This window comes from Bradyrhizobium sp. NAS80.1 (assembly GCF_001908205.1).
Classification (GTDB): domain Bacteria; phylum Pseudomonadota; class Alphaproteobacteria; order Rhizobiales; family Xanthobacteraceae; genus Bradyrhizobium.
In genome coordinates this window covers 39988-64628 of the sequence record NZ_LGHL01000106.1, presented here as the reverse complement: position 1 = coordinate 64628, position 24641 = coordinate 39988, and the positions used below count along the sequence as shown (strand labels likewise).

Here is a 24641-nt window from a genome sequence, read left to right as displayed (position 1 = left end):
TCGCTTGGCTTGCATGCGATTGCCGCTCGCGCCATGTTCAGAGAAGGTTGACCCCCTTGACCGCCGCCGAACGCACGATGCGCCTCCTCATCATCGAAGACGACCGCGAATCCGCCGATTACCTCGTGAAGGCGTTTCGCGAAGTGGGACACATTGCCGATCACGCCGCCGACGGCGAGGAAGGCCTCGCCATGGCCGAGAACGGCGATTACGACGTGCTGGTGGTTGACCGCATGCTGCCCAAGCGCGACGGCCTGTCGCTGATCGGCGCGCTCCGGGACAAGGACAACGCCACGCCGGTGCTGATTCTCTCCGCGCTCGGGCAGGTCGACGACCGCATCAAGGGCCTGCGCGCCGGCGGCGACGATTATCTGCCGAAGCCCTATTCCTTCGCCGAGCTGCTTGCCCGGGTCGAGGTGCTGTCGCGCCGGCGCGGCGGTCCGGCCGAGGACACGCTCTACCGCGTCGGCGATCTCGAGCTCGACCGGCTCTCCCATCGCGTCGCCCGCGGCAAGGACGAGCTGACGCTCCAGCCGCGCGAATTCCGCCTGCTTGAATACCTGATGAAGCATGCCGGCCAGGTGGTGACGCGCACCATGCTGCTGGAGAACGTCTGGGACTATCATTTCGATCCGCAGACCAACGTGATCGACGTGCACATTTCGCGGCTCCGCTCCAAGATCGACAAAGGTTTTGAGCGGCCGCTGCTGCACACGATCCGCGGCGCCGGGTACATGATCCGTGACGGCATTCGGTAAACTCGTCCGCACCACGGCATTCCGGCTGACGCTGGTCTACCTGTTCCTGTTTGCGATTTTCGCGGCCTCGCTGCTCGGCTATTTCGCCTGGAATACGCGCCGGCTGATCACCGAAGAGATCACGCAGACGGTGAACGCCGAGACCTCGGAGATCAACGAGATCTATGGCCGCCGCGGCCTGTTCGGCCTCGTGCGCGCGATCGAGTATCGGGCCCTGCGGCCGGGCGCCAATCTCTACCTCGTGACCGCGCCGAACGGGCAGGCGATCGCCGGCAATGTCGGCTCGTTGGCGCCCGGCGTGATGGCGACGGCAGGATGGTCGGAGACGGCCTATCGGCGGATCGAGGATGCGGACGAACGCGATCACCGTGCACTGGTGCGCGTCACCGAGCTCGAAAACGGCTTCCGGCTCCTGATCGGTCGCGACCTCGACGAGCGGCGGCGCCTGTTCGGCATCGTTGCCAAGGCCGCGCAATGGTCGATCCTGATCGTGGTCGTGCTGGGTCTGGGCGGCGGCATCTTCGTGGCGCGCCGTGTGCTCACGCGCATCGATGCGATGACCGGCACCGCTCATCGCATCATGACCGGCGACCTCAGCGAGCGCCTGCCCGTGGGGCGCAGCGGCGACGAACTCGACCGACTCGCCGAGAATCTCAACGCCATGCTGGAGCGGATCGAGGCGCTGATGGTCGGGCTGAAGGAAGTCTCCGACAACATCGCCCACGATCTCAAGACGCCGCTGACGCGCTTGCGCAACCGCGCCGAGGAGGCCTTGGCGAAATCGGGCGGCGAGGCCGATTACCGCGCCGCGCTGGAGCGGACCATCGAGGAGTCCGACGGGCTGATCCGCACCTTCAACGCGCTGCTGATGATCGCGCGCGCCGAGTCCGGACAGGCGCGCGGCAATATGGATGATTTCGACGCCGCCGATGTCGCCAATGGCATTCACGAGCTTTACGAGCCGCTCGCCGAGGACGACGGCATGAGCCTGAAGGTCAAGGCCGAGCCGACGCCGGTTCACGCCAACCGCGAATTGATCAGCCAGGCGCTCGCCAACCTTGTCGAGAATGCGATCAAATACGGCAAGCCGGTCGCGCAGACGGGCGGAACCGTGGTCAGCATGGACGCCCGGCAGATCATGATCGAGGCGAGGCGCGAGGGTGATCAGGTGTTGCTCAGCGTCACGGATCGGGGCCCCGGCATCCCCGAAGCCGACCGCAAGCATGCCATCGAGCGATTCGTGCGGCTGGAGGCCAGCCGCACGCTGCCGGGCTCCGGCCTCGGCCTCAGCCTGGCCGCGGCAGTTGCAACGTTGCATGGTGGCGAATTGCGGCTGGGTGACGCCCATCCCGGCCTCGTGGCCACGCTGGTGCTCCCGGTGCGCGCCGGTGCCGGCGACAGGGTTGCCCCTCCAATGCAGGATGTGCCACAGAAGGTGGCATGAACCACTCCGCGCCGGGAAACGCGGACAAGCATGGTGAGAGACTGGCCGCGCGCTTTGCGGAGGCTCCCCATATTGCCGCTTCCGCAACCGAGGAACGACGTTTTGAGAACTGGCTGGCCGAGCTCGAGCCGGCACAATCGGCGCGTATCGAGGCCCTGCTGACCCATCCCTTCGCGCGGGATATCCTGACCGGCATCGCGGAATTCTCGCCCTATCTGTTCGATCTGGTGCGCGCCGATGCGCTGCGCCTGATCCGGCTGCTCGAATGCGATCCGGATGCGCATCTGCCGGCGCTGATCGCGGAGGCGCGGGGCGCGGTGCTCGCGGCGGCTGACGAGGCCGAAGTGATGCGGCTGCTCCGCCGCATGAAGGCGGAGGCGGCGCTCCTGACCGCGCTGTGTGACATCGGCGGGGTCTGGCCGGTGATGCGGGTGACGGCGGCGCTGACCGACGTCGCGGTTTCCTCGGTGCAGGCGGCGCTCCAGTACCTGCTGCGGCAGGAAGCCGCACGTGGAAAGCTGTCGCCGCCCAACCCCGAGGCGCCCGAGGAGGGCTGCGGCCTGATCGTGCTCGCCATGGGCAAGATGGGCGCGGGCGAGCTGAACTATTCCAGCGATATCGATCTCATCGTGTTCTTCGATCCCGAGGCCACGACACTGGCGCCGGATATCGAGCCGCAGCCGTTCTTCGTCCGCGTGACGCAGGGGATGGCACGCATCCTCCAGCAGCGTACCTATGACGGCTACGTCTTCCGTGTCGATCTGCGGCTGCGCCCCGATCCGTCCTCGACGCAGGTGGCGATCTCCCGGGACGCCGCGCTGAACTACTACGAGCGGGAGGGGCGCACCTGGGAGCGCGCGGCGATGATCAAGGCGCGCGCCTGCGCCGGCGATCCCAGGGCGGGCGAGGCGCTGCTCGCCGAAATCGCACCCTTCGTCTGGCGCAAGCATCTCGACTTCGCCGCGCTCGCCGACGTCCACGACATGAAGCGGCAGATGCAGACCTATCGCGGCCAGAGCGAGATCGCGGTCGAGGGCCACAACGTCAAGGTCGGTCGCGGCGGCATCCGCGAGATCGAGTTCTTCGCGCAGACGCAGCAGTTGATCGCCGGCGGTCGTCATCCGGAGCTGCGGGTGAGGCCGACGCTGGCCGCGCTCGACATCCTAGCGTCCAGCAACTGGATCACCTCTGCGGCGCGCGACGAACTGACGACGGCCTACGAATTCCTGCGCCGGGTCGAGCACCGCATCCAGATGATCGCGGACGAGCAGACCCATGCGCTGCCCGAGGAGAAGGAGGCGGTTGAGCGCTTTGCTTTGTTCTTCGGCTATGCAAACCGTGAGGCCTTTGCTCGTGATCTGCTGCGGCAGCTCGAGATCGTCCAAGGGCACTACGGAAAACTGTTCGAGGGCGACGATCCGACCGGGACGGCGAAACTGCCGGCGCTTGACTACAGCGCGGGTCCCGACGATCCGCGCCTGCTGCAATATCTGACGACGCTCGGCTTCAAGAAGCCGGCCGCGGTCGCGCAGACGGTCCGCGACTGGATCACCGGTGAGTATCGTGTGTTCCGCAACGACCAGACGCGAAGTGCTTTCGTCGAATTCGTGCCGGCCCTGATCGACGGTCTTGCGCGTGCCGAGGAGCCGGACCGCGCCGTCGTTGCGTTCGATCAATTCCTCCAGGCGTTGCAACGCGGCGGCCGGCTGATCACGCTGCTTGGCCAGAACCGCGATCTCGTCGCGCTCGTGGCGCTGGTGCTGGGCGCGGCGCCGCGGCTCGGCGAGATGCTGGCCCGGAAGCCGCAGCTCATGGACGGCCTGATCGATCCGCGCTTCTTCGGCGCGATGCCGGACAGGCACGAATTGTCGGCGCGGCTCGCGGCCACCGTGCAGGATGCCGGCTCCTATGAAGAGTTCCTCGATCGCCTGCGCCTGTTCGGGCAGGAGAGCCTGTTCCTGATCGGCACGCGAATCCTGTCCGGCACGGTCTCGGCGCAGCAGGCGAGCACGGCTTTTGCGGACGTCGCTGAAGGCATCGTCCATACCGTGCATGGCCTCGTCGCCGATCGCTTCGCCGCCCAGCACGGCCGGATCAAGGGGCAGGAGACCGCGATCATCGCGATGGGCCGCCTCGGCAGTCGCGAGATGACCGCGTCATCCGACCTCGACCTGATCCTGCTCTACGATTTCGACAGCGAAAATCCGGACTCGGATGGGCCGAAGTCGCTGCAGGGGGCACATTACTTCGCGCGCTTCACCCAGCGCCTGATCAGTGCCTTCACCACGCGCACTAATTACGGCGTGCTCTACGAGATCGACATGCGGCTGCGCCCGTCGGGGCGCGCCGGCCCCGTGGCCTCGAGCCTTGCCTCCTTCGCGGACTACCAGGCCAACGAGGCCTGGACCTGGGAGCATATGGCCCTGACGCGTGCCCGCGTGGTGTCGGCATCTCCTGAATTCCGCGAGCGGATCGAGGGCATCATCCGCGAGGTGCTGACCCGCCGCCGCGACCAGGGCATCATCGCCAACGATGTTGCCGACATGCGGCGGGCGATCGCGCAGGAGAAGGGCGAGAGCGACCATTGGGATCTCAAATACGCCGCCGGCGGCATGGTCGACATCGACTTCATCGCGCAATATCTCCAGCTCGTGCACGCCCATGACAAGCCGGAGATTCTCGACATCAGTACGATGCAGGTGCTGGACAATGCCGCCAAGCTCGGCGTGCTCCCGCATTCGGAGGCCGAGATCCTCCGTGCCGCAGCGCGGCTCTATCACGATCTGACGCAGATCCTGCGGCTCTGCGTCAGCGACCGCTTCAAGCCGGAAACCGCCGGCACTGATCTCCAGCGCGTGATGGCACGCGCCGGCGATGCGCCGGATTTCTCGTCGCTGGAGGCGCGCGTGAAGGAGACGCAGACCGAGGTGCGTCGGGTGTTCAGCGCGCTTCTGGAAGGGACGTAACCTGCTTCAGCGTGGTGAGGGCTTCGAGCACGTTCGGCTCCAGGCCCGCGCCGCCCGCGTCGAGATGGGCGAAGATCGCGCGCTTCATGCGGGGATCCCAGAATTTCTTGATGTGCTCGGCAATCCCCGGCACGGCCTTGTCGTGCCCCTGGCTTCGGAAGAACGTGCCGATCTGGTTGGCCATGTAGATCAGGCGGTCAGGCGACATCGGCAACCTCCTCGGCATGGCGGCGGACAACCCGGCTGCCATGCGAAAACACTTCGAACCCGTCCTGGCGGGCAATGGCGATCAGCGTGATTCCGGCGGCTTCCGCCGTGCGGACCGCAAGCGCGGTGGGCGCGGAGACCGCGACCATCACCGGTGCGCCGATCGCTGCGGTCTTCTGAACCATCTCCACCGAGACGCGGCTCGTCAGCAGCACCATGCCGGCGCCCGCATCCGACCGGCTGCGCGCCAGGGCTCCGGCGACCTTGTCGAGCGCATTGTGGCGGCCGACATCCTCGCGCAGCGCGACGATGCCACCCCAGGCAGGGGACCAGAACGCGGCGGCGTGAACGGCGCGGGTTTGCCGGTTGATCGATTGCAGCGGCGCGATGGCCTGCATCGCCGTCATGATCTGCGCGGGCGTGAAGGTCTGCCCTCGCGGCACGATGGCTGCGGGCCGCACGGCTTCGGCAATGGACTCGATGCCGCAGATGCCGCAGCCGGTTGGCCCAGCAATGTGGCGACGGCGCTCGCTGATGCGCGCGGCCTGTTCCGGCGCAAGCCACATGCGCAACTCGATGCCGTCGTCGAGGCGGACTACGTCGAGCGACCGGATGTCGTCGGCCGATCTGACGATGCCTTCGCTCAGGCTGAAGCCAACGGCGAAGTCCTCCAGGTTCTGCGGCGTTCCCATCATGACGGCGTAGGTGCCGCCATTATAGGTCAGCGCCAGCGGCGTCTCCTCCGGGGTCAGCCGCATCCCTTCGGACGCGACACCGTCGCGCCAGATCTCGCGGTCGATGGTTTGGACCGGCACGTGCATGCCGCTACTCCGCAGCCTCGGCCGGCGCGATGCGGCGGGATTGCCGCGCCTGCGCGTCATAGGCCTTCTGCCAGTCCGACGGGCCGTTCGAGGGCGAGACCTGCACTGCCGTGACCTTGTATTCCGGACAGTTGGTTGCCCAGTCCGAATAGTCTGTCGTGATGACGTTGGCCTGCGTGTCCGGGTGGTGGAAGGTGGTGTAGACGACGCCGGGCGCGACGCGGTCGGTGATCTCCGCGCGGAGCGTGGTCTCGCCGGCGCGGCTCTTCAGCCGCACCCAGTCGCCGTCGCGCACGCCGCGCTGCTCGGCATCGTGCGGATGGATCTCCAGCCGGTCCTCGGCATGCCAGACCACGTTCTCGGTGCGCCGGGTCTGCGCGCCGACATTGTACTGGCTGAGGATGCGGCCCGTGGTCAGCAGCAGCGGATAGCGCGGGCCGGTTCGCTCGTCGGTCGCGATATATTCAGTGACGACGAATTTGCCCTTGCCGCGGACGAAGCCGTCAATGTGCATCACGGGCGTACCCTCGGGCGCCTTCTCGTTGCAGGGCCACTGCACCGAGCCGACCTCTTCGAGCTTGGCGTAGGAGACGCCGGCGAAGGTCGGCGTCAGCGCCGCGATCTCGTCCATGATCTCGGAGGGATGATTGTATTTCATCTCGAAGCCCATGGCCTTGGCGAGCGCGATCGTGACCTCCCAGTCGGCCATGCCGTTCTTCGGCGTCATCACCTTGCGCACGCGCTGGATACGGCGCTCGGCGTTGGTGAAGGTGCCGTCCTTCTCGAGGAAGCTCGAGCCGGGCAGGAAGACGTGGGCGTAGTTCGCGGTTTCGTTGAGGAAGAGGTCGTGGACGATGACGCATTCCATCGCCGACAGCGCCGCCACGACGTGAGAGGTGTTCGGATCGGACTGGAGGATGTCCTCGCCCTGCAAGTAGATGCCCATGAACGTGCCTTCGACCGCGGCATCGAACATGTTGGGAATGCGCAGACCCGGTTCCGGGTTGAGCTTGACGTCCCACATCGCCTCGAACTGCTCGCGCACGGCATCGCCCGCGATGTGGCGGTAGCCGGGGAGCTCGTGCGGGAAGGAGCCCATGTCGCAGGAGCCCTGCACGTTGTTTTGGCCGCGCAGCGGGTTCACGCCGACACCGGGACGGCCGATATTGCCGGTCGCCATCGCGAGGTTGGCGATCGCGATCACGGTCGTTGAGCCCTGGCTGTGCTCGGTGACGCCGAGCCCATAATAGATCGCGCCGTTGCCGCCGGTGGCGTAGGTCCGCGCCGCCTCGCGCAGCGCCTTGGGATCGACGCCGGTGAGGATTGCGGTGGCCTCCGGGCTGTTGTTCGGCTGGGCGACGAAGGCCGCCCATTCCTCGAACTCGCTCCAGTCGCAGCGCTCGCGGACGAAGGCTTCATTGACGAGGCCTTCGGTGACGATGACATGCGCCAGTGCCGTCATGACAGCGACGTTGGTGCCGGGCATCAGGGGCAGGTGCAGCGCCTTCACATGGGGTGATTCCACCATCTCGGTGCGGCGCGGATCGATCACGATCAGCTTTGCGCCCTGGCGCAGCCGCTTCTTCAGCCGCGAGGCGAACACCGGGTGCGCCGAGGCCGGGTTGGCGCCGATGATTACGACGACATCGGTCTCCTCGACCGAGTCGAAATCCTGCGTGCCGGCAGAGGTGCCGAAGGTGGTCGCGAGGCCATAGCCGGTCGGCGAGTGGCAGACGCGGGCGCAGGTGTCGACATTGTTGTTGCCGAAGCCGGCGCGGATCAGCTTCTGCACCAGATAGGTTTCCTCGTTGGTGCAGCGGGACGAGGTGATGCCGCCGATGGCGTCGCGGCCGTACTTTTTCTGGATGCCGCGCATCTTGGCGGCGGCGAACGAGAACGCCTCATCCCAGGACACCTCGCGCCAGGGATCTTCGATCCGCTCGCGGATCATCGGCTTGAGGATACGTTCCTTGTGGTTGGTGTAGCCCCAGGCGAAGCGGCCCTTGACGCAGGAATGGCCGCGATTGGCCTTGCCGTCCTTCCAGGGCACCATGCGCACCACTTCCTCGCCGCGCATCTCGGCCTTGAAAGCGCAACCGACGCCGCAATAGGCGCAGGTGGTGACGACGGAGTGCTCGGGCTGGCCGATCTCGATCACCGACTTTTCCGTCAGCGTCGCGGTGGGGCAGGCCTGCACGCAGGCGCCGCAGGAGACGCATTCGGAGCCGAGGAAGCTCTCGCTCATGCCGGGCGAGACACGGCTGTCGAAGCCGCGGCCCGAGATCGTCAGCGCGAAGGTACCTTGCACTTCCTCGCAGGCGCGGACGCAGCGCGAGCAGACGATGCACTTCGAGGGATCGTAGGTGAAGTAGGGGTTGGACTCGTCCTTCGGCATCCAGGCCGGATCCACATCGCCGTTGGACTTGGCGAAGACGTGATTCTCGCCCCCGTAGCCGTAGCGCACGTCGCGCAGGCCGACGGCGCCGGCCATGTCCTGCAACTCGCAATCGCCGTTGGCGCCGCAGGTGAGGCAGTCAAGTGGATGGTCGGAGATGTAGAGTTCCATCACGCCCTTGCGCAGCTTCTTCAGCCGCTCGGTCTGGGTGTGCACGACGAGGCCGTTCATCACCGGCGTGGTGCAGGAGGCCGGCGTGCCGGCGCGGCCCTCGATCTCGACCAGGCAGAGGCGGCAGGAGCCGAAGGCGTCGATCATGTCGGTGGCGCAGAGCTTTGGGATCTGGTGGCCGGCGTCCATCGCCGCGCGCATGATCGAGGTGCCCTCGGGCACCGAGACCTGCTTGCCGTCGATGGTCAGCGTCACCATCGTTTCCGATCTGGAGCGCGGCGTGCCGAAGTCGATTTCTTCGATCAGAGACATTCTCGTTCTCCTATTCCGCGGCCTGAAGCGTGGTCGGCGCCGAGACGAAGTCTTCCCGGAAATGCTTCAATGCGCTGAGCACCGGGTAGGGCGTGAAGCCGCCGAGTGCGCAGAGTGAGCCGAATTTCATGGTGTTGCAGAGGTCCTCGACAAGCGCGAGGTTTTCGCTCACGCGCTCGCCGTTGATGATCTTCTCGATGGTCTCGACGCCCCGGGTCGAGCCGATGCGGCAGGGCGTGCACTTGCCGCAGGACTCGATCGCGCAGAACTCCATCGCGAAACGCGCCTGCTTGCGCATGTCGACGCTGTCGTCGAACACGACGATGCCGCCATGGCCGATCAGACCGTCGCGCGCGGCAAAGGCCTCGTAGTCGAACGGCGTGTCGAACAGCGCGCGCGGGAAGTAGGCGCCGAGCGGTCCGCCGACCTGCACCGCGCGGACCGGACGTCCCGTCAAAGTGCCGCCGCCGATGTCGTCGACGAGTTCGCCGAGCGTCACGCCGAACGCCGTCTCGAACAGTCCGCCATGGCGGATGTTACCGGCGAGTTGGATCGGCATCGTGCCACGGGAACGGCCCATGCCGAAATCCGCATAGGCCTTGGCGCCTTCGGCGAGAATGAAGGGGATGGCGGCGAACGACAGCACGTTGTTGATGACGGTCGGCTTGCCGAACAGGCCTTGATGCGCCGGCAGCGGCGGCTTCGCTCGCACGATGCCGCGGCGGCCTTCGAGGCTCTCTAGCAACGAGGTTTCCTCGCCGCAGACATAGGCGCCTGCGCCGACGCGCACTTCGAGGTCGAAGCTGTATGTGGAGCCGCCGATCCTGTCGCCGAGATAGCTGCCGCGCTTCGCCGCCACGATCGCGGCATTCATCGCTTGGACGGCATGCGGATACTCGCTGCGGATGTAGATATAGCCCTTGGTCGCGCCGACGGTGATGCCGGCGGTCGTCATACCCTCGATGACGAGGAAGGGATCGCCTTCCATAATCATGCGGTCAGCAAACGTACCGCTGTCCCCTTCGTCGGCATTGCAGACGATGAACTTGCGATCGGCCTTCGTCTGGGCGACCGTTTTCCACTTGATGCCGGTCGGGAAGCCCGCGCCGCCGCGGCCGCGCAGGCCGGATGCCGTCACTTCGTTGAGGATCGCGTCCGAGCCGAGCGACAGCGCGCGCTGCAGGCCCTTGTAGCCGCCATGGGCGCGATAGTCCTCGAGCGAGCGCGGGTCGATCACGCCGCAGCGCGCGAAGGTGAGGCGGGTCTGGCGCTTGAGCCAGGGGATCTCGTCAGTTGTTCCTAATCGCAGCAGATGCGGTGTGTTGCTGGCGAGCGCATCGAGCAGGGAGGGCACATCGGTCTCGGTAACCGGGCCGAAGGCGATCCGGCCCTGCGGCGTTGCAACCTCGACCAGCGGCTCCAGCCAATACATGCCGCGCGAGCCGGTCCTGACGATCTCGACCGTCACGCCACGCTTGGCCGCAGCCTGTTCGAGCGCCAATGCAACCTCGTCGGCGCCGACGGCAACCGCAGCTGCATCGCGTGAAACGAAGAGACGCATGCTCATCGCTGAGCCTCCGCAACCAGTGCATCGAGGCGCTTCTCGTCGAGCCGTCCGATGAGGCGGCCATCGAGCATCGCGGACGGCGCAGTCGCGCACAGCCCGAGGCAGTAGATTGGCTCCAGCGTGACGAGATCATCTGCGGTCGTGTTGCCGAGCGATACGCCAAGCCTTGCCTCCGCGCGCGCAGCCAGCGCATCGCCACCCGCAGCCTGACAGGCCTCGGCTCGGCACAGCTTCAGCACATGGCGGCCGGCGGGCTTGCGCCTGAAATCATGGTAGAATGTGAACACGCCGTGGACTTCGGCGCGCGACAGGTTCAGCGCCTGCGCGACCATGGGAATGGCCGCCTCCGGCACATATCCGAATGCCTCTTGAAGGGCGTGCAGGATGACGAGCGTTGCGCCTTCTTGCTTGGCATGTTCGGCGATGATTTCGGCGCCGCGCGTCTCGTCCCAAGGCTCGTAAATCGGCTCGTAAACGGCTGTCATTTTTCGTTCTCAACCAGAGCGTTCCTTCGCGGCAAACTATTTGGAATCGTTCGAAGATCAATAAAGCTGTCTCATGCTGCGATTGCGGATTCTGATCGATTGGCGAAGGTGATCGGTCGATATGAAATCGCAATCGGCGCCGTAGCCGAGCGATTTTTACGTGTTGGGCAGGGTCTAGCGTGCTAGCTTGTATGCCAAGGCAAAATCCGAGGGGACGACCGGTTGATCGACAAGCTTGAACTGCTGCTGGCGCTGGCGAAGGAGCGACATTTCGGACGCGCAGCGGAGGCTTGCGGCGTGACGCAACCGACGATGTCGACCGGGCTGAAGCAGCTCGAGGAAATTCTCGGCGTGATGCTGGTTCAGCGCGGGTCACGGTTCCAGGGCTTCACTCCCGAAGGCGAGCGGGCGCTCGACTGGGCGCGCCGCATTGTGGGCGATGCCCGCGCGATGCGCCAGGAGATCAACTCTCTGAAGGACAAGCTCTCCGGCGAGATCCGCATTGCCGCGATCCCGACCGTGCTCGGCATGGTCGCCGCGCTGACGACGCCGTTCCGCGCAAGGCATCCCGAGGTGCGCTTCCGCATTCAGTCCACCACCTCCTCCGAGGTGCTGGGACTCCTCGAAAATCTCGAGGTCGATGCGGGGCTGACCTATATCGAGAACGAGCCGATCGGCAAGGTACGCACCATACCGCTCTACAACGAGAGCTACCGCCTGCTGACCGCGCCCGACGGAATGTTCGGCGACCGAGAGACGGTGACATGGAAGGAGGTCGGGCAGGTGCCGCTGTGCCTTCTGACGCCCGACATGCAGAACCGCCGCATCATCGACCGCGCGTTACGCTCGGTCGGCGCGGAGGCGACGCCGACGCTGACCTCGAACTCGCTGCTCGTGCTGTTCACGCATGTGAAGACGGGGCGTTGGGCGAGCGTGATGCCCGCCAAGCTCGCCGAGACGCTCGGCCTTTCCGATACGGTGCGCTCGATCCCGATCACCGATCCTGACGTCAATTACAGCATCGGCATGGTGATCCCGCAGCGCGATCCGATGACGCCACTGATCGCGGCGCTGGTCAATGTCGCGCGGGAAGTGGCGCCGACGCTGCAATTGTAGGGTTCAGGCCGCAGCCGATATCTTGGCCGCCTTGGCCGCATCGCGCGGCAGGGTCACGCGGACGACCGTGCCCACATCGATCTTCGAGCGCAGCCGCATCGAGCCGCCATGGAGCTGTGCGAGCGAGCGCGCGATCGCGAGCCCAAGCCCGGAGCCGTGATAGGTCTTGGTGAGCTGGCTCTCGACCTGCTCGAACGGGCGGCCGAGCCGCGCCAGCGAATGTTGCGCGATACCGATGCCCGTGTCGGCGATCATCAGCACGACGCTGTCGTCGAGCTGCCGGCTGCGGACCACGACACGTCCGCCGTCGGGTGTGAACTTCACCGCGTTGGAGAGCAGGTTGACGATGATCTGCTTGGTGGCGCGGCGGTCGGCTACGACGGAGATTGATTTTGCGATATCGGCGTCGAGCGTCAGGTCCTTGTCCTGAGCCCGGCCGCTGACGACCCGCAAGGATTCGGCCAGCGTCTTCGCCAAATCGAGCTCTTCCATATCGAGCTTCATGCGGCCAGCCTCGATCTTGGACATGTCGAGGATGTCGTTGATGACCTCGAGCAGATAGTGGCCGCTGGTCAGGATGTCCTGGCAGTATTCCTGGTACTTTTCCGAGCCGAGTTCGCCGAACATGCCCGAGCCCATGATCTCGGAGAAGCCGATGATCGCGTTGAGCGGCGTGCGCAGCTCGTGGCTCATATTGGCGAGGAACTTCGACTTGGTCTGGTTGGCTTCCTCGGCGCGGGTCTTCTCGCGCTGATACTTCTCGGCGAGATCGGCGAGCTCGATTGTCTGGCACTCCAGCGCAGCCTGGGAGCGCTTCAGATCGATGACGGTGGCGCGCAGGCGCAGATCGTTGTCGACCAGCTTCTGCTCGTGCTCCTTGATACGGGTGATGTCGGTGCCGACCGAGACGTAGCCGCCGTCCTTGGTGCGGCGCTCGCTGATATGTAGCCAGCTGCCGTCGTCGAGCTGCGCCTCGAAGGTGCGCGCGCCTGGGGCCTGGCTTGCGGTCTCGTTGTGGCGCGTGCGCACCTCCGGCATGCGGCCGACCTCGAGCACCGTCTCGTAGGAGGTGCCGGGGATGACGGCGCTGTCGGGCAGCTTGTGCAGGCGCTGGAAGTGCGAGTTGCAGAGCACGAGGCGGTCGCTCGCGTCCCACAGCACGAACGCTTCCGGAATGGTCTCGATCGCGTCGCGCAGGCGCAAATCGGCTTCGACAGTCTTCTGGGCGAGGCTTTTCTGCTCGGTGATGTCAACCGCGATTCCGATCAGGTGCACGCTGGAATCGGTCGCGCCGCGCGTCTTTTCGCAGCGGACGCGAAGCCAGATCCAGTGGCCGTCGACATGCTGCATGCGGAAGGTCTGGTCGATGTGGTCGATCTTCTCGGAGATGAGCTGGTCGGCGATCTCGAACAGGTCGATGTCGTCGGACTTCACCAGGGCATTGACCTCGCCGAAGGTGAGAAGCTCGTTGCGGCCGTCGAGGCCGAGCATCGAGAACATCGACTGTGACCAGAAGATCCTGCCGCGCGACAGATCCCAGTCCCACAGCCCGCAGCGGCCGCGGTTGAGTGCGGTATCGATCCGGCCGCGCACGGCGTCGTTGATGAGATCACCCTCGCGGGCCCGGGTCGACTGCCAGTGGAAGGCGAAGCCCAGAATCAGGACGACGAAGCCTGTGGTCGCCGACAGCGTCACCGAGAGCGCGGCGTCCGAGCCCCAGATCGGCTCGTTGCGTTCCTGGATCACGGTGACGAAGCCGGGCATCGACTTGACCTGCCGCGAGGTTGCGATCGCGGCGTTGCCGTTCGGCAGCGTCATGTCGGAGATGCTGTTGTCCCGCGGCGGTGCCGCGATCAATTGGGCCGTCGTGATCGCATCGAGCAGGCGGTCATTGCCGGTCGGGTCGCTGTCGATCGGAATGCGGGCGAGGATGCGGCGGTCGATGCCGGCCGAAGTGACGATGACGTGGCGGCCCGTGGCCATGCCCCAGGAAGGAATCAGGTCGGGCAGCAGCGCCGGCAGATGCTCGATGTTCTTCTGCCGCTCCAGCCGCGATGAGGTGAGGTGGTCGATGCGCTCGGCCAGCAGGTCGGCGAGCGCCGAGATGTCGTGCTGGATCACCAGCCGCTTTTGGCGCGTCTGGTCGGTGACCTGGACGAACGCGCCGAGGCAAATCGTGATCAGGAAAGCGATGATGAGAGTCGGCACGGCACGGCGCAGCGCCGGCTCCGCGATCAGGAGCCGATGATAGGCAGGTTTCGCGATCGATTGCGCCAATCCCTTGATCGAATCGGATTGCACGCACGCGTTCGCTGCGTCTGCGCGCGCCATGCCTTCTGCCCCCTGGAAACCCTGCTGCGACTAATTTCGAAAGCAGCCCCACATCGCTTTCGAATCACACCGATTTGAATCCAGTTTTCCCGGGCTGTCGAGAGTCAACGAAACGTTAACGCGAAATAAATCTTATCCAATGGAGAGTTTGCGTCTCGTGCGTCCGCAAATCGACCTGCGCGGTGAGTCCGAAACGCGAACGTGTGGCTCCTCGCGCGTTCTGCGTCACGCGCGCGGCGGCTCAGCGTGACTGATGACGCGCTTCACGCTCGGGTAGGCGCGACGCAGCGCGCGCTCGATCGCGTCGACCTGCTCGTGCACCTTGATCACGCTCATCGATGGCGCAGCGCGGCAATGGAAGTTCACGATCTCGCCGGCATCGGTGTTGCGGACGCGGACATTGTGAATGTCGTGGATCTGGCCGCCGGCGGCATAGCCGGTGAGGGCGGCGGCGATGGCCTGCACCCGTTCCGGCGCGGCATCGACCCCGAACGGCAGTTCCGGTTGCAGGGGCTCGATATGGACGTCGACCTCGACGTCCTCGCCGAATTCCTCCTGGATGTTGCGCTCCAGCGTGTTGGCGACGTCGTGGGCGGCGTGAAGCTGCATGTCGGCGTCGACCTCGAGGTCTATGCCCACGATCAGCTTGGCGCCGAGGTCATGCACCGTGACGTGGTGGATGGCGAGGCCCGAATTGCGGGCGATCACCATGATGCGGTCGCGCACGGTCTCGTTGTTGCGGGCGACGGGGACGGCCGTGAAGCTGAGATCGGCATCGCCGAAGGCCTTGGTTACGGCCGCCTGCGCGTTGCGCTTGATGTCCTCGACGCGGTCGATCGGATAGGTCCGCGGTACATTGGCGATGGTGTCGATGAACGTGGTGGCCCCGACCATGCGCACGCGCAGGCGCTCGACGTCGATCACGCCGGGAACGCTGCGGATCGCGGCCGTGGCCTTTGCCTGCGCGCCTTCCGGGGCGCGGTCGACCAGCGTCTGCACGGTCGAGCCGGCCATGCGCAGTCCGAGCAGGGCGATCATCACGGCCACCGCAGCGGCGGCCGCCGCGTCGCCCCACCAGAAGCCGAGGGCGGCGAGGATCAGGCCCACGATCACGGCGAAGGAGCCCATGACGTCGGAGGCGAAATGGAGCGCATCGGCGGCGAGTGCCTGGCTCCGCGTCTCCCGCGCGGCACGATGCAGGGCGCGGGCGCGCCAGAGATTGACGGCGATGTCGATCACCAGCACGACGAACGGCACGGCCGAGATGGTCGGCGGCGGGGTTCCCTCGCGCAGCCGGCTATAGGCCTCGACCAGGATGCCGCCGGCGAGCACATAGAGCAGGGCGGTGACGCCGAGCGCGGAGATGCTCTCCAGCTTGCCGTGGCCATAGTGGTGCTCGTCGTCCGCCGGCTTGTCGGACACCCGCACCACCGCCCAGGTGATGATGGTCGCGACCAGGTCGATCGAGGAGTGCAGGGCCTCGGAGATCAGTGCGAGCGAGCCAATCGCGATGCCGACCACGAATTTGGCCGCCGCCATGCCGCCGCTGGCGAAGATCGAGATCGCTGCGACCGATGTCTTGCTGTGCTGAGAGGTCATGGCCGGGGATTTAGCAGCCCCCGGCCGAACATCAAGCGGCAGTCCGCACGTGTAGTCGCTAGTGAGTTGCAGGAGCGACGCCGGCCCTCTCACCGTCATGCCCGGGCTTGTCCCGGGGATCAACGTTCTTCGTGCCGCGCCAAAGACGTGGATGGCCGGGACATTTAGATGAAGACGTGCTTCGCGCTTTTGCCCAGCCATGACGAGCGGAGAGAGGCGTGCCGTGTCGCTCTCGCCCCGCTGCCACCCCTCAAACCGTCACGACGATCTTCCCGAGATGCTTGTTTGCCTCCATGTGCTCGAAGGCCTGGTCGATCTCGTCGAACGTGTACACCCTGTCGATCGGCAGCTGCAGCTTGCGCGATTCCACCGCGCCCCAGAGGTCCTTGCGGACTTCGTCGAAGATCTCGCGGACCTCCTCGATGGTGCGGGTGCGGAAGGTGACGCCGATGTAGCTGATGCGGCGGGCTGCATGGAGGTCGAAGTTGAAGTCGGCATGCGTGCCGCCGAGCCGGCCGACATTAACGATGCGGCCCTTGATCTTCGTCGCGGCGAGGTTCTGGTTGGCGACCTTGCCCGAGACCTGGTCGACGATGAGATCGACGCCTTCGCCGCCGGTCGCCTTCAGCACCTCGTCGACCCATTTGGGATCGGAGGAGTCGACCGCGAGGTCCGCGCCGTACTCCTTCAGCCGGCCGCGGCGATAGGAATCGGTCGATGAACCGATCACGAGCTTCGCGCCCTTGAGCTTGGCGATCTGCATCGCCATCAGGCCGACGCCGGAGCTCGCGCCCTGGATCAGCACGGCTTGCCCGGGCTGCAGGCCGCCGACCGTGACGACGGCGTTGTGCATGGTCGCGAGCGCGACGGGCAGGGTGGCGGCTTCCTCGAAATTCATGTTCGAGGGCGCGCGGAAAAGCCGGCCGTGGTCGGCGAGCGTGTATTCGGCGAAGGCCGCGCCGCCCGAGCCCATGATGCGGTCGCCGACCTTCACGCCCCTGGCATCCGGTCCAAGCTCGGCGACCTCGCCGGCCCATTCCATGCCAAGCACGGTGCCGACGCCCCCGGCCGCGCCATGGGCGTGGCCCTTGCGCATGCCGGTGTCAGCGCGATTCAGCCCGCAGGCGTGGACGCGGACCAGCACCTGCGTGCCTTTAGGCTTTGGTTGAGCTACGTCGGAAATCCGAGCTCCGTCAGGGCCATAGACATAAGCCTTCATGAATTACTCTCGCTCCTTGAAGTGATTATTCCGCAGCTTGCGCGTTCGGATGAACGATCATGCGTTCGAGCCGGCTCCTGATGATCGCTTCGGCTTCGCCCACGATGCGGGAGACGAGTTCGGCGCAGCTCGGGATGTCCTGGATCAGGCCCTGCACCTGGCCGGCCGACCAGATGCCTTCGTCGGAATTGCCGGTCGCGTAGACCATCTTGCCGCGGGCGCCCGCGACGAGCTCGCGGATGTCCTCGAACTTGGCGCCTTCCTTCTCCATGGCGACGACCTTGGTCGAGATCTCGTTCTTGGCGACGCGCGAGGTGTTGCGCATGGTGCGGAAGATCAGCTCGGTCTCGCGCTCGTCATTGGCGACGATCTTCTCCTTGATGAGCTGGTGGATAGGGCTTTCCTTGGTCGCCATGAAGCGGGTGCCCATGTTGATGCCGTCGGCCCCGAGCGCCAGCGCCGCCACGAGGCCACGCGCGTCGGCAAAGCCGCCGGAGGCGATCATCGGGATCTTGATCTTGTTGGCGGCGGCCGGGATCAGGATCAGGCCGGGCGTGTCGTCCTCTCCGGGGTGGCCGGCGCATTCAAACCCGTCGATCGAGATGGCGTCGACACCCATGCGCTCGGCCGAGAGCGCGTGGCGGACGCTGGTGCATTTGTGCACGACCTTGACGCCGTGCTTTTTGAACTCGTCGACATGTTCCTGTGGCTTGTTGCCGGCGGTCTCGACCACCGTGATGCCGCTCTCGATGATAGCGGCGCGATATTCGGCATAAGGCGGCGGCTTGATCGCTGGCAGGATGGTGAGGTTGACGCCGAATGGCTTGTCGGTGAGGTCGCGGCAGCGCGCGATCTCCTTGGTCAGGTCCTCCGGCGTCGGCTGGGTCAACGCCGTGATGAAGCCGAGCGCGCCCGCATTGGCAACGGCGGCAACGAGCTCGGCGCGGCCAACCCACTGCATGCCGCCCTGAACGATCGGGTGCTGGACGCCGACGAGTTTCGTGAATCGTGTCTGCAACATATTTGGTTTCCCCCGCCTGCGTGGCGCTCTGTTGTCGGTTGATGGCGGGAGGATGCCGCCCGGGTCGGCAAAAGTCTATTGCGCCGGCGTGCGGTGCGGGCAGGGCGTCATGCGGGGGACGAGGGGATTCCGTCGGGCGGATAATTGGGGTGCGCGATGAGTATGGGACGGCGCCACTCACTCTCGTGTCCCGGACGCGCTGCAACGGGACCCATGCTCCACGAACGCTCTGAAAGATGGGCCCCGGCTCTGCAGCGCACCGTCGAAGGGACGCTGCGCTGCGTCCGGGGCACGGACGACCATCTGTTGATCCATCTCGACCCAACTTTCAAATCGCAGGCACGCCTTCGCCGTCTCGCGGCTTGTTCCGCCCGAGCTTTGCTCCGTCGCATCGCGAGGTAGGGAATTTGTGCGGGGTGTTTTGCCCGACGGGCAAGGTGCCGCCCCGAACTTTGCCGACGTATTGTGCGCCGTTGCTTCAACATCGTCATTGCGAGCCAACGGGGCTGCGCTTCGCGCGGACCCGTTGGCTCGCAATGACGGCGTGGTGTGACTCAGCCTGGCGGGCTACTCCGCCGACAGCCGCACCATCTGGCGGCCGCCGTTCATTTCCTTCAGCCTGTTGACGAAGTTTTCCGGACGCTGCCAGCGGTAGGGGACCTGCAATCCCATGAACTCGGCGATGTCGCCGATGAAGCCGGTGCAGTTGGTGGTCTCGGCGTTCCAGACCGGCGAGCTCGCCTGCAATTTCTTGATATAGGCGAACACGCGTTTGGCGTCGGCCTCGTTCAGATAGACGCGATAGCTGGCGGTCAGGTATTCCGGATCGAGATCGCCGTAGCTCGCGCCGGTCTCAGATGGCACCCAGGTCAGGTGGCCGAGCACGTAGGCCCAGGTGTCGCCGGCGGGCGTCAGGCCTGCGACCTCGACGGCGCGCTCGCTGGTCTTGCCGTACCAGACGAAGGCATGGCCCCAACTCGCGGCCGTCCGGGCGCGGAAGTCGACATAGTAGGGACCTTTCTCCGCGCGAGCGACGGGGCGCCGGGTCGATTGTGGCGCCGGTCGGGATGCGGTGTCGGTCGAGACAAGCGCATTGGCGTCAGCCATGCGCTTGTTCGCTTCGTGGGCCGAGGCCGGCGGCATCGTGCATGCGATTGCGGCCGCAAGGGCGAATCCTGCAAGTGCGCAGGATCCCGATCGATCCGATTTGTTCGTCACGTTATGCCCCCTCGGCTTGTCGGCCGTTCACGCTAATGCAGCGATTGCGGTGCTGCGCGTCAGTAGCGTGAGACGACCGGGCCGGGCGCCTTGCCGATCGGGGCCTTTCCAACCGGGCTCTTGCCGATCGGCATCTTGCCGATCGGAGCCTGTTGCTGGACGTAGACGGGCTGCCGGTGCGGCAAGTCCGCGGCGTTCGCAGCCGTTACCAGCGCAAGCGTAGCACCAAAGACAATTGCAATCTTCTTCACAGTCATACCCCTGAAGGTTTGGTCCGAGCACAGCGATGCCGTGCCCCCCAGACACGCCTCACAGATGGGCGTCGGAATGCGTCCACAGTGCGGCGAGCGCGGGACAAGTTGGCGGCATATCGCTGAGATTCGATGTGTCAAAACGTTTCGTCGCTGCGCCGCACGCTCGTCAGCGATCGGCACTGAGCCGAAAATGCATCTCGATCTTCGTGGGCGATGGTTCGCTCGCAACGCGCCAGGGCGAATAGCCGGGCGTCGGATCCGGATCGGAGGGAAGATCGACCGGCCAGCTTTGCGTTGGAATGCCTGGGAGCGTCAGGCTGACCGCGCGGTGACGCGTTTTGTACATCAACGAGGCGGAGGCAATGATCGCCGGACGGTCGCCGTCATGGGCGCGCCAATTCGCGGGCAACAGGGCGGTCGCATATCCCTGCGCTTCCTCCACTTCGATCCGCACGTCCTCTTCCTTGTCCGGCAGGGTGGTGCCGGCGGGAAGGCGGAATTGGAGCTCGAGCGTCATGAAGCCGTGGCTGAGATTGGGTGAACGGATGAGTTCGTGCCAGGCCCACCAGGAGAGGCTTGCCGCGACGCAGAGGACGGTGACAGCAAAGGGATAGGAGAGCCGTGCCGCGTGGCGAGGCGGAGCATCGGCACTTTCCGCGGCGGATGGCAGCGCTGCCCCTCGGACCAGGCCGAAGCGCATGAACAGCCAGATCCCCGCGATCAGGCCGGCGACGCCGCCGAACGGGCTGATGTTGAAGACCGCGCCCATGGCGATGCCGCCGTCGCGGTCTGGCCCCGCCAGCACCATCACCAATGCGGCGAGCGCCGACCAGCCCGCGAGCATGCCGAGCAGCGCAGACAGGAAACCGAGGATAAGGCGCATGTGCGGGATTGGTCGCACGGATATGGATCGCGGTTCGAGACCGATGCGTGTTTCAGCTGTAGCCCGCATGAGCGAAGCGACATGCGGGGGTATTTGCGGATCATGCTTCCCCGGATGTCGCTTCGCTCATCCGGGCTACGACCCCAATAGCTCTCACCCGATCCGGTTCAGGCTGTTCCGGATCGTCGAGAAGATGCCGCCGATGTCCTTGCGGAGCGCATCGAGCGCATTGAAATTGTCGAAGATGCGGGCGAGCCGGTCCTCGACCTCGCGCTTGCTGTTCGTCAGTGCGTCGACACGTGAGGCGAGGGTGACGTCGCCGTTCGCCTCGATCTCGCCGACCGTCCTGGCGAGGAGGTCGCGGGTGCCGCTGACGTCGGCGATCAGCGCCTCGATGCCGAACACCGGGGCTTTCAGCGGGACGAGGTCGGCCTGCGACTTCGACAGCTCCGCCTTGAAGGCGTTCAGCGTCGCCAGCGTCTCCTGCAGCGCGCCGAGGCGCTGGCGTGACTGGATGACGAAGTCGTTCAGCGCGTTTTGGCGATCGACGAGGCTCTTGCCGCCGGAATCGGTCTCGACCTCCGCAATCGAGCGTTCGAGCTGGACCTGGCGTTGGCCGAGCTCCTCGAAATCGAGCCGGATCGCCTTGAGGATGTTGAAGCTGTCGTCGATGCGGGCAAGGCGCTGCTCGATTTCGATCTTGTTCTTCGACAGCGTCTCGACGCGGGTGCCGAGCGGCGCTTCGCCGCCGGTCTCGAGCTCGTCGATGGTCTTGGCGAGGCGGTCATGGCTGAGGCTGAGCTCGCCGATCAGGGCGTTGATGCCGGCGTCCGACGAGCGCAGCGGCGCCAGCTCGGCGTAGGATTTTGCCAGATCGTCCTTGTACTGGTTCAGGGTCGCGAACGTGTCCTGGACCGCGTTCACCCGCGTCAGCAGCGTCGAGACGTCGTGCGCGATGTTCTTGAGCTTGTCGGCGAGGTTGTTCTTGCGGTCGTCGGTCTCGAGGTCGTGCAGGGACCGTTCCAGCTGGTTCTGGCGGTCGCGGATCTCGGTGAAGACAGGCTCGACCGCCCGGCGCTGCTCGGCGACCTTGCCGACCATCTCGCGCAGCCCCTGCTGGCGGCGACGGATATCGGCGAGTTGGTCGTGCATGTCGGTGGCTTCGTTGCGGCCCTGCTGGAGCAAAGCGCGCTGCTCGGTCTCGCCCAGCTTGTCGTGGAGCGCGGAAACAGCTCCCCCCCGGGTCACTCTCGATCAGGTGCTGGACCGTAGCATCGAGGTGGTTTTGCAGGGCGTGGGCTGCGACGACGTCTTCCCGGGTCTTCTTGAGCCGGTCGCGTAGCGCGTCAAGGCGCCGGTCCTGGCGCGAGAGCCGCCAGGCGGTTGCGCCGACCAGCGCCAGCGTCACCGCCAGGATCGCGCCGCCTCCAATGCGCTGCAGCATGGGCAGGCCCGCGAACAGGGCGGGCAGGTGGCTGACGTCATAACCTAACGCCTGCTGGGCGAAGATCGCGATGGCGGCTAGCAGGACAAACCAGGCAACCAGGAAAAACAGCCACATCGTGAGGTTCTCGCGCCGGCCCACGGTACCCCTGAGTTGCTATTGGAGAGTGGAACCGAGATCAATGGGGCGGGCGGGTTGCTGGGTATCTCCGGTGGCGCGATCCACAGCCGGTTGCTTCAGCCGGTCGGTGGAGGGCCTCGCCGAAGCCCGGTTTTCCCGAAATTGGGGGGGCGGCGCCAAGACCCTCAGCCGTCATTCCGGGGCGGCGCGAAAGCGCCGAGCCCGGAATCCATTTATCCGCGTCACTGCCGCTCGATGGATTCTCAGATGCGCAATTGCGCATCGTAGTTCGCGACTTCGTCGCGCCCCGGAATGACGGAGAGAGGAGAATTCGTAGCCCGCATGAGCGCAGCGACATGCGGGATGCCACACGAATCGCTTTCCCGGATATCGCTTCGCTGATCCGGGCTACGGCCTGAGAATCCATCAGGCGGCAGAGACTGTGGATGAATGGATTCCGGGCTCGGCGCTTTGCGCCGCCCCGGAATGACGGAGAGAGGTTACAGCCGAAACTCGTTGGTCAGCTCGCCGATGCCATCGATGGCGACCGTGACGGTATTCACCGGCTCTTCATCACGCCGACACCGACCGAAGTGCCCACCGCAATGAGGTCGCCGGGGAGCAGGGTCATGTCGTGGGAAATCCGGCTGACCAGCTCCTGCGCGCTGAAGATCATGTCAGATATTGGATAGTTTTGTCGCTCGGCGCCGTTGAGGATGGTTCGCACCGCGAGTCTTGCGGGATCAAGGCCGGTTGCGATCACCGGGCCGAACGGGCCGTAATCGTCGATGCCCTTGGCGCGCGCCCATTGCGGAAAGGTGGGGTCGCGGGTCAGGATGTCGTTGGCGGTGATGTCGTTGACGCAGGTGTAGCCGAAGATGAAGCTGTCGGCCTCGGCCGGCGAGACGCGCGCGCAAGTCCTGCCGATGACGATGCCGAGCTCGCCCTCATAGGTCGTCTTGCCGTCGTAGTAAGAGGGGCGGCGGATCACCGCGCCGGGCGCTGCGATGGTCGTGGTGGCCTTCAGAAGATAGAGCGGCTCCGGCGGCTCGGGCTGATTCAGATTGGCCGCGAGCGCGTGGAAATTATTCCAGAGCGCGACGATCTTGCTGGGCGCACAGGGCGCGAGCAGCTCGACCTCCGACAGCGCCAGCGTCTTGCCGGTCGCTGCATGGCGGCCGAACATCTCGCCCTCGTGCACGCTGATGCCCGACTGCGTTAGCGTGCCGAAACCGGTCGCACCGCCATGGCGGTAGCGGAGCCATTTGGTGACTTCGCCGGTCATCATGCCACCGCCAGCGCGCGCGGATCGGCCGGCGTCGAGACGCCGTCATACAGACCGGCGATACGGGCACGCTGGGTCACCATCGCCAGCACCGAGTCGAGCGCGGGCGTCGCGATCCCGATGAGGCGGCCCATTTCCTGCACGACCGTGACGAGCGGGTCGATCTCCATCGGGCGGCCGCGCTCGAGATCCTGGAGCATCGATGTCTTGTGCGCGCCGACCTTGCGGGCACCCTCGATGCGGCGCTCGACATCGACGCGAAATTTGACGCCGAAGGTCTCGGCGATGGCTTGCGTCTCCACCATGATCGCGCGCGATAGCGAGCGCGTCGCCGGATCGGTGCAGATCACGTCGAGGGTTGCATGGGTCAGCGCGCTGATCGGGTTGAAGCAGACGTTGCCCCAGAGCTTGAGCCAGATCTCGTCGCGGATGCGATCGAGCACCGGAGCCTTCAGGCCGGCCGCGACGAAGAGATCGGCGAGGCGCTGCACATCCGACGTAATCTCGCCGGAGGGCTCGCCGAGCGGAAAATTGTTGCCGTAGACGTGGCGGATCACGCCGGGTGCCTCGATCTCGGTGGCGGGATAGACGATGCAGCCGATCGCGCGCTCGGCGCCGATCTCGCGCCATTGCCGTCCGCCGGGGTCGATGCTCTCCAGCGTCGAGTTCTCGTAATCGCCGCCGTGCCTGTAGAAGTACCAATAGGGGATGCCGTTGACGGCGGTGACGATGCGGGTGTGGGGCCCGAGCAGGGGCTGCATCTTCTCGATCACGCCCGTGATCGAATGCGCCTTCAGCGTGATGATGATGAAATCCTGCACGCCGAGTTCGGCGGGATCGTCGGTACAACACGGATAGACGGTGTGCCTCTCATCGCCCGCGAGCAGAGTCAGGCCGCGCTCGCGCATCGCGGCGAGGTGGGCGCCGCGTGCGACCAGGCTGACGTCGGCGCCGGCGCGCGCGAGCTGAACCCCGAGATATCCGCCGATCGCGCCGGCGCCGTAGATGCAGATCTTCATGAAATC

General features: G+C 65.6%; 18 protein-coding genes and 1 pseudogene. 4 read left to right on the top strand and 15 right to left on the bottom strand.

The annotated features are described in order from the left end of the window. Positions 1–77 precede the first annotated feature (77 nt). The 3 genes from AC629_RS23335 to AC629_RS23325 are packed head-to-tail and all read left to right on the top strand — an operon-like array spanning position 78 to position 5168. Entirely contained in the window at positions 78–758 is a 681-nt protein-coding gene (locus AC629_RS23335; protein WP_074116584.1) for a response regulator transcription factor, read from the top strand. Beyond that, the gene (locus AC629_RS23330) at positions 742–2202 is read left to right on the top strand and encodes a sensor histidine kinase (protein WP_084807301.1); all 1461 of its coding nucleotides are present in this window, start codon (positions 742–744) and stop codon (positions 2200–2202) included. The genes AC629_RS23335 and AC629_RS23330 overlap by 17 nt, the downstream gene beginning before the upstream one ends. Continuing rightward, positions 2199–5168: a bifunctional [glutamine synthetase] adenylyltransferase/[glutamine synthetase]-adenylyl-L-tyrosine phosphorylase gene (locus AC629_RS23325; RefSeq protein WP_084807300.1), complete on the top strand. Its 2970-nt coding sequence runs from the start codon at positions 2199–2201 to the stop codon at positions 5166–5168. Before AC629_RS23330 ends, AC629_RS23325 begins: the two co-directional genes overlap by 4 nt. On the opposite strand, the gene AC629_RS23320 is transcribed toward AC629_RS23325, so the two are convergent. From AC629_RS23320 to AC629_RS23300, 5 genes are read right to left on the bottom strand one after another with little or no spacing between them, the layout of a single operon-like run. Beyond that, complete coding sequence (locus tag AC629_RS23320; protein WP_084807299.1) at positions 5143–5376, bottom strand: formate dehydrogenase subunit delta; 234 nt, start codon at positions 5374–5376, stop codon at positions 5143–5145. The genes AC629_RS23325 and AC629_RS23320 overlap by 26 nt on opposite strands. Continuing rightward, positions 5366–6196: a formate dehydrogenase accessory sulfurtransferase FdhD gene (gene fdhD / locus AC629_RS23315; RefSeq protein WP_084807319.1), complete on the bottom strand. Its 831-nt coding sequence runs from the start codon at positions 6194–6196 to the stop codon at positions 5366–5368. Before fdhD ends, AC629_RS23320 begins: the two co-directional genes overlap by 11 nt. Before the next feature lie 4 nt (positions 6197–6200). Beyond that, on the bottom strand, positions 6201–9074 hold the full coding sequence (fdhF, locus tag AC629_RS23310; RefSeq protein WP_084807298.1) for a formate dehydrogenase subunit alpha: 2874 nt from the start codon (positions 9072–9074) through the stop codon (positions 6201–6203). 10 nt (positions 9075–9084) lie between these two features. Further along, positions 9085–10641 (bottom strand): formate dehydrogenase beta subunit, encoded by a 1557-nt coding sequence (locus tag AC629_RS23305; protein ID WP_084807297.1) that lies wholly within the window; start codon positions 10639–10641, stop codon positions 9085–9087. Next, on the bottom strand, positions 10638–11126 hold the full coding sequence (locus tag AC629_RS23300; RefSeq protein ID WP_084807296.1) for a formate dehydrogenase subunit gamma: 489 nt from the start codon (positions 11124–11126) through the stop codon (positions 10638–10640). Before AC629_RS23300 ends, AC629_RS23305 begins: the two co-directional genes overlap by 4 nt. 222 nt (positions 11127–11348) lie before the next feature. On the opposite strand from AC629_RS23300, the gene AC629_RS23295 reads away from it, so the two are divergent. Next, positions 11349–12242 carry a LysR family transcriptional regulator gene (locus tag AC629_RS23295; RefSeq protein WP_084807295.1) on the top strand — a complete coding sequence of 298 codons (894 nt, stop codon included), beginning with the start codon at positions 11349–11351 and terminating at the stop codon, positions 12240–12242. Positions 12243–12245: 3 nt separating this feature from the next. Here AC629_RS23295 and AC629_RS23290 read toward each other — a convergent pair whose 3' ends face one another. The 10 genes and pseudogenes from AC629_RS23290 to AC629_RS23245 all read right to left on the bottom strand — a co-directional run bounded on the left by AC629_RS23290 (position 12246) and on the right by AC629_RS23245 (position 24635). Beyond that, complete coding sequence (locus AC629_RS23290; RefSeq protein WP_084807294.1) at positions 12246–14573, bottom strand: PAS domain-containing sensor histidine kinase; 2328 nt, start codon at positions 14571–14573, stop codon at positions 12246–12248. A 225-nt stretch (positions 14574–14798) separates the two neighbouring features. Further along, the gene (locus tag AC629_RS23285) at positions 14799–16172 is read right to left on the bottom strand and encodes a cation-efflux pump (protein ID WP_084807293.1); all 1374 of its coding nucleotides are present in this window, start codon (positions 16170–16172) and stop codon (positions 14799–14801) included. Positions 16173–16422: 250 nt separating this feature from the next. Beyond that, positions 16423–17391: a zinc-binding dehydrogenase gene (locus AC629_RS23280; protein ID WP_084807292.1), complete on the bottom strand. Its 969-nt coding sequence runs from the start codon at positions 17389–17391 to the stop codon at positions 16423–16425. A gap of 25 nt (positions 17392–17416) precedes the next feature. Beyond that, on the bottom strand, positions 17417–18412 hold the full coding sequence (locus tag AC629_RS23275) for an NAD(P)H-dependent flavin oxidoreductase (protein WP_084807291.1): 996 nt from the start codon (positions 18410–18412) through the stop codon (positions 17417–17419). Positions 18413–18979: 567 nt separating this feature from the next. Next, positions 18980–19630, bottom strand: coding sequence for a hypothetical protein (locus tag AC629_RS23270; protein WP_084807290.1), 651 nt, complete (start codon positions 19628–19630; stop codon positions 18980–18982). Between the two features lie 59 nt (positions 19631–19689). Then, complete coding sequence (locus tag AC629_RS23265) at positions 19690–19887, bottom strand: hypothetical protein (RefSeq protein ID WP_074116556.1); 198 nt, start codon at positions 19885–19887, stop codon at positions 19690–19692. A gap of 163 nt (positions 19888–20050) precedes the next feature. Then, positions 20051–20767 carry a hypothetical protein gene (locus AC629_RS23260; RefSeq protein WP_084807289.1) on the bottom strand — a complete coding sequence of 239 codons (717 nt, stop codon included), beginning with the start codon at positions 20765–20767 and terminating at the stop codon, positions 20051–20053. A gap of 153 nt (positions 20768–20920) precedes the next feature. Continuing rightward, positions 20921–22015 carry a coiled-coil domain-containing protein gene (locus tag AC629_RS23255; RefSeq protein ID WP_245331980.1) on the bottom strand — a complete coding sequence of 365 codons (1095 nt, stop codon included), beginning with the start codon at positions 22013–22015 and terminating at the stop codon, positions 20921–20923. A gap of 816 nt (positions 22016–22831) precedes the next feature. Continuing rightward, a pseudogene (locus AC629_RS23250) lies at positions 22832–23619 on the bottom strand (fumarylacetoacetate hydrolase family protein). Next, a complete protein-coding gene (locus tag AC629_RS23245) occupies positions 23616–24635 on the bottom strand; it encodes a 2-dehydropantoate 2-reductase (RefSeq protein ID WP_084807288.1) in 1020 nt (339 codons plus the stop codon). Before AC629_RS23245 ends, AC629_RS23250 begins: the two are co-directional and overlap by 4 nt. Positions 24636–24641 lie beyond the last annotated feature (6 nt).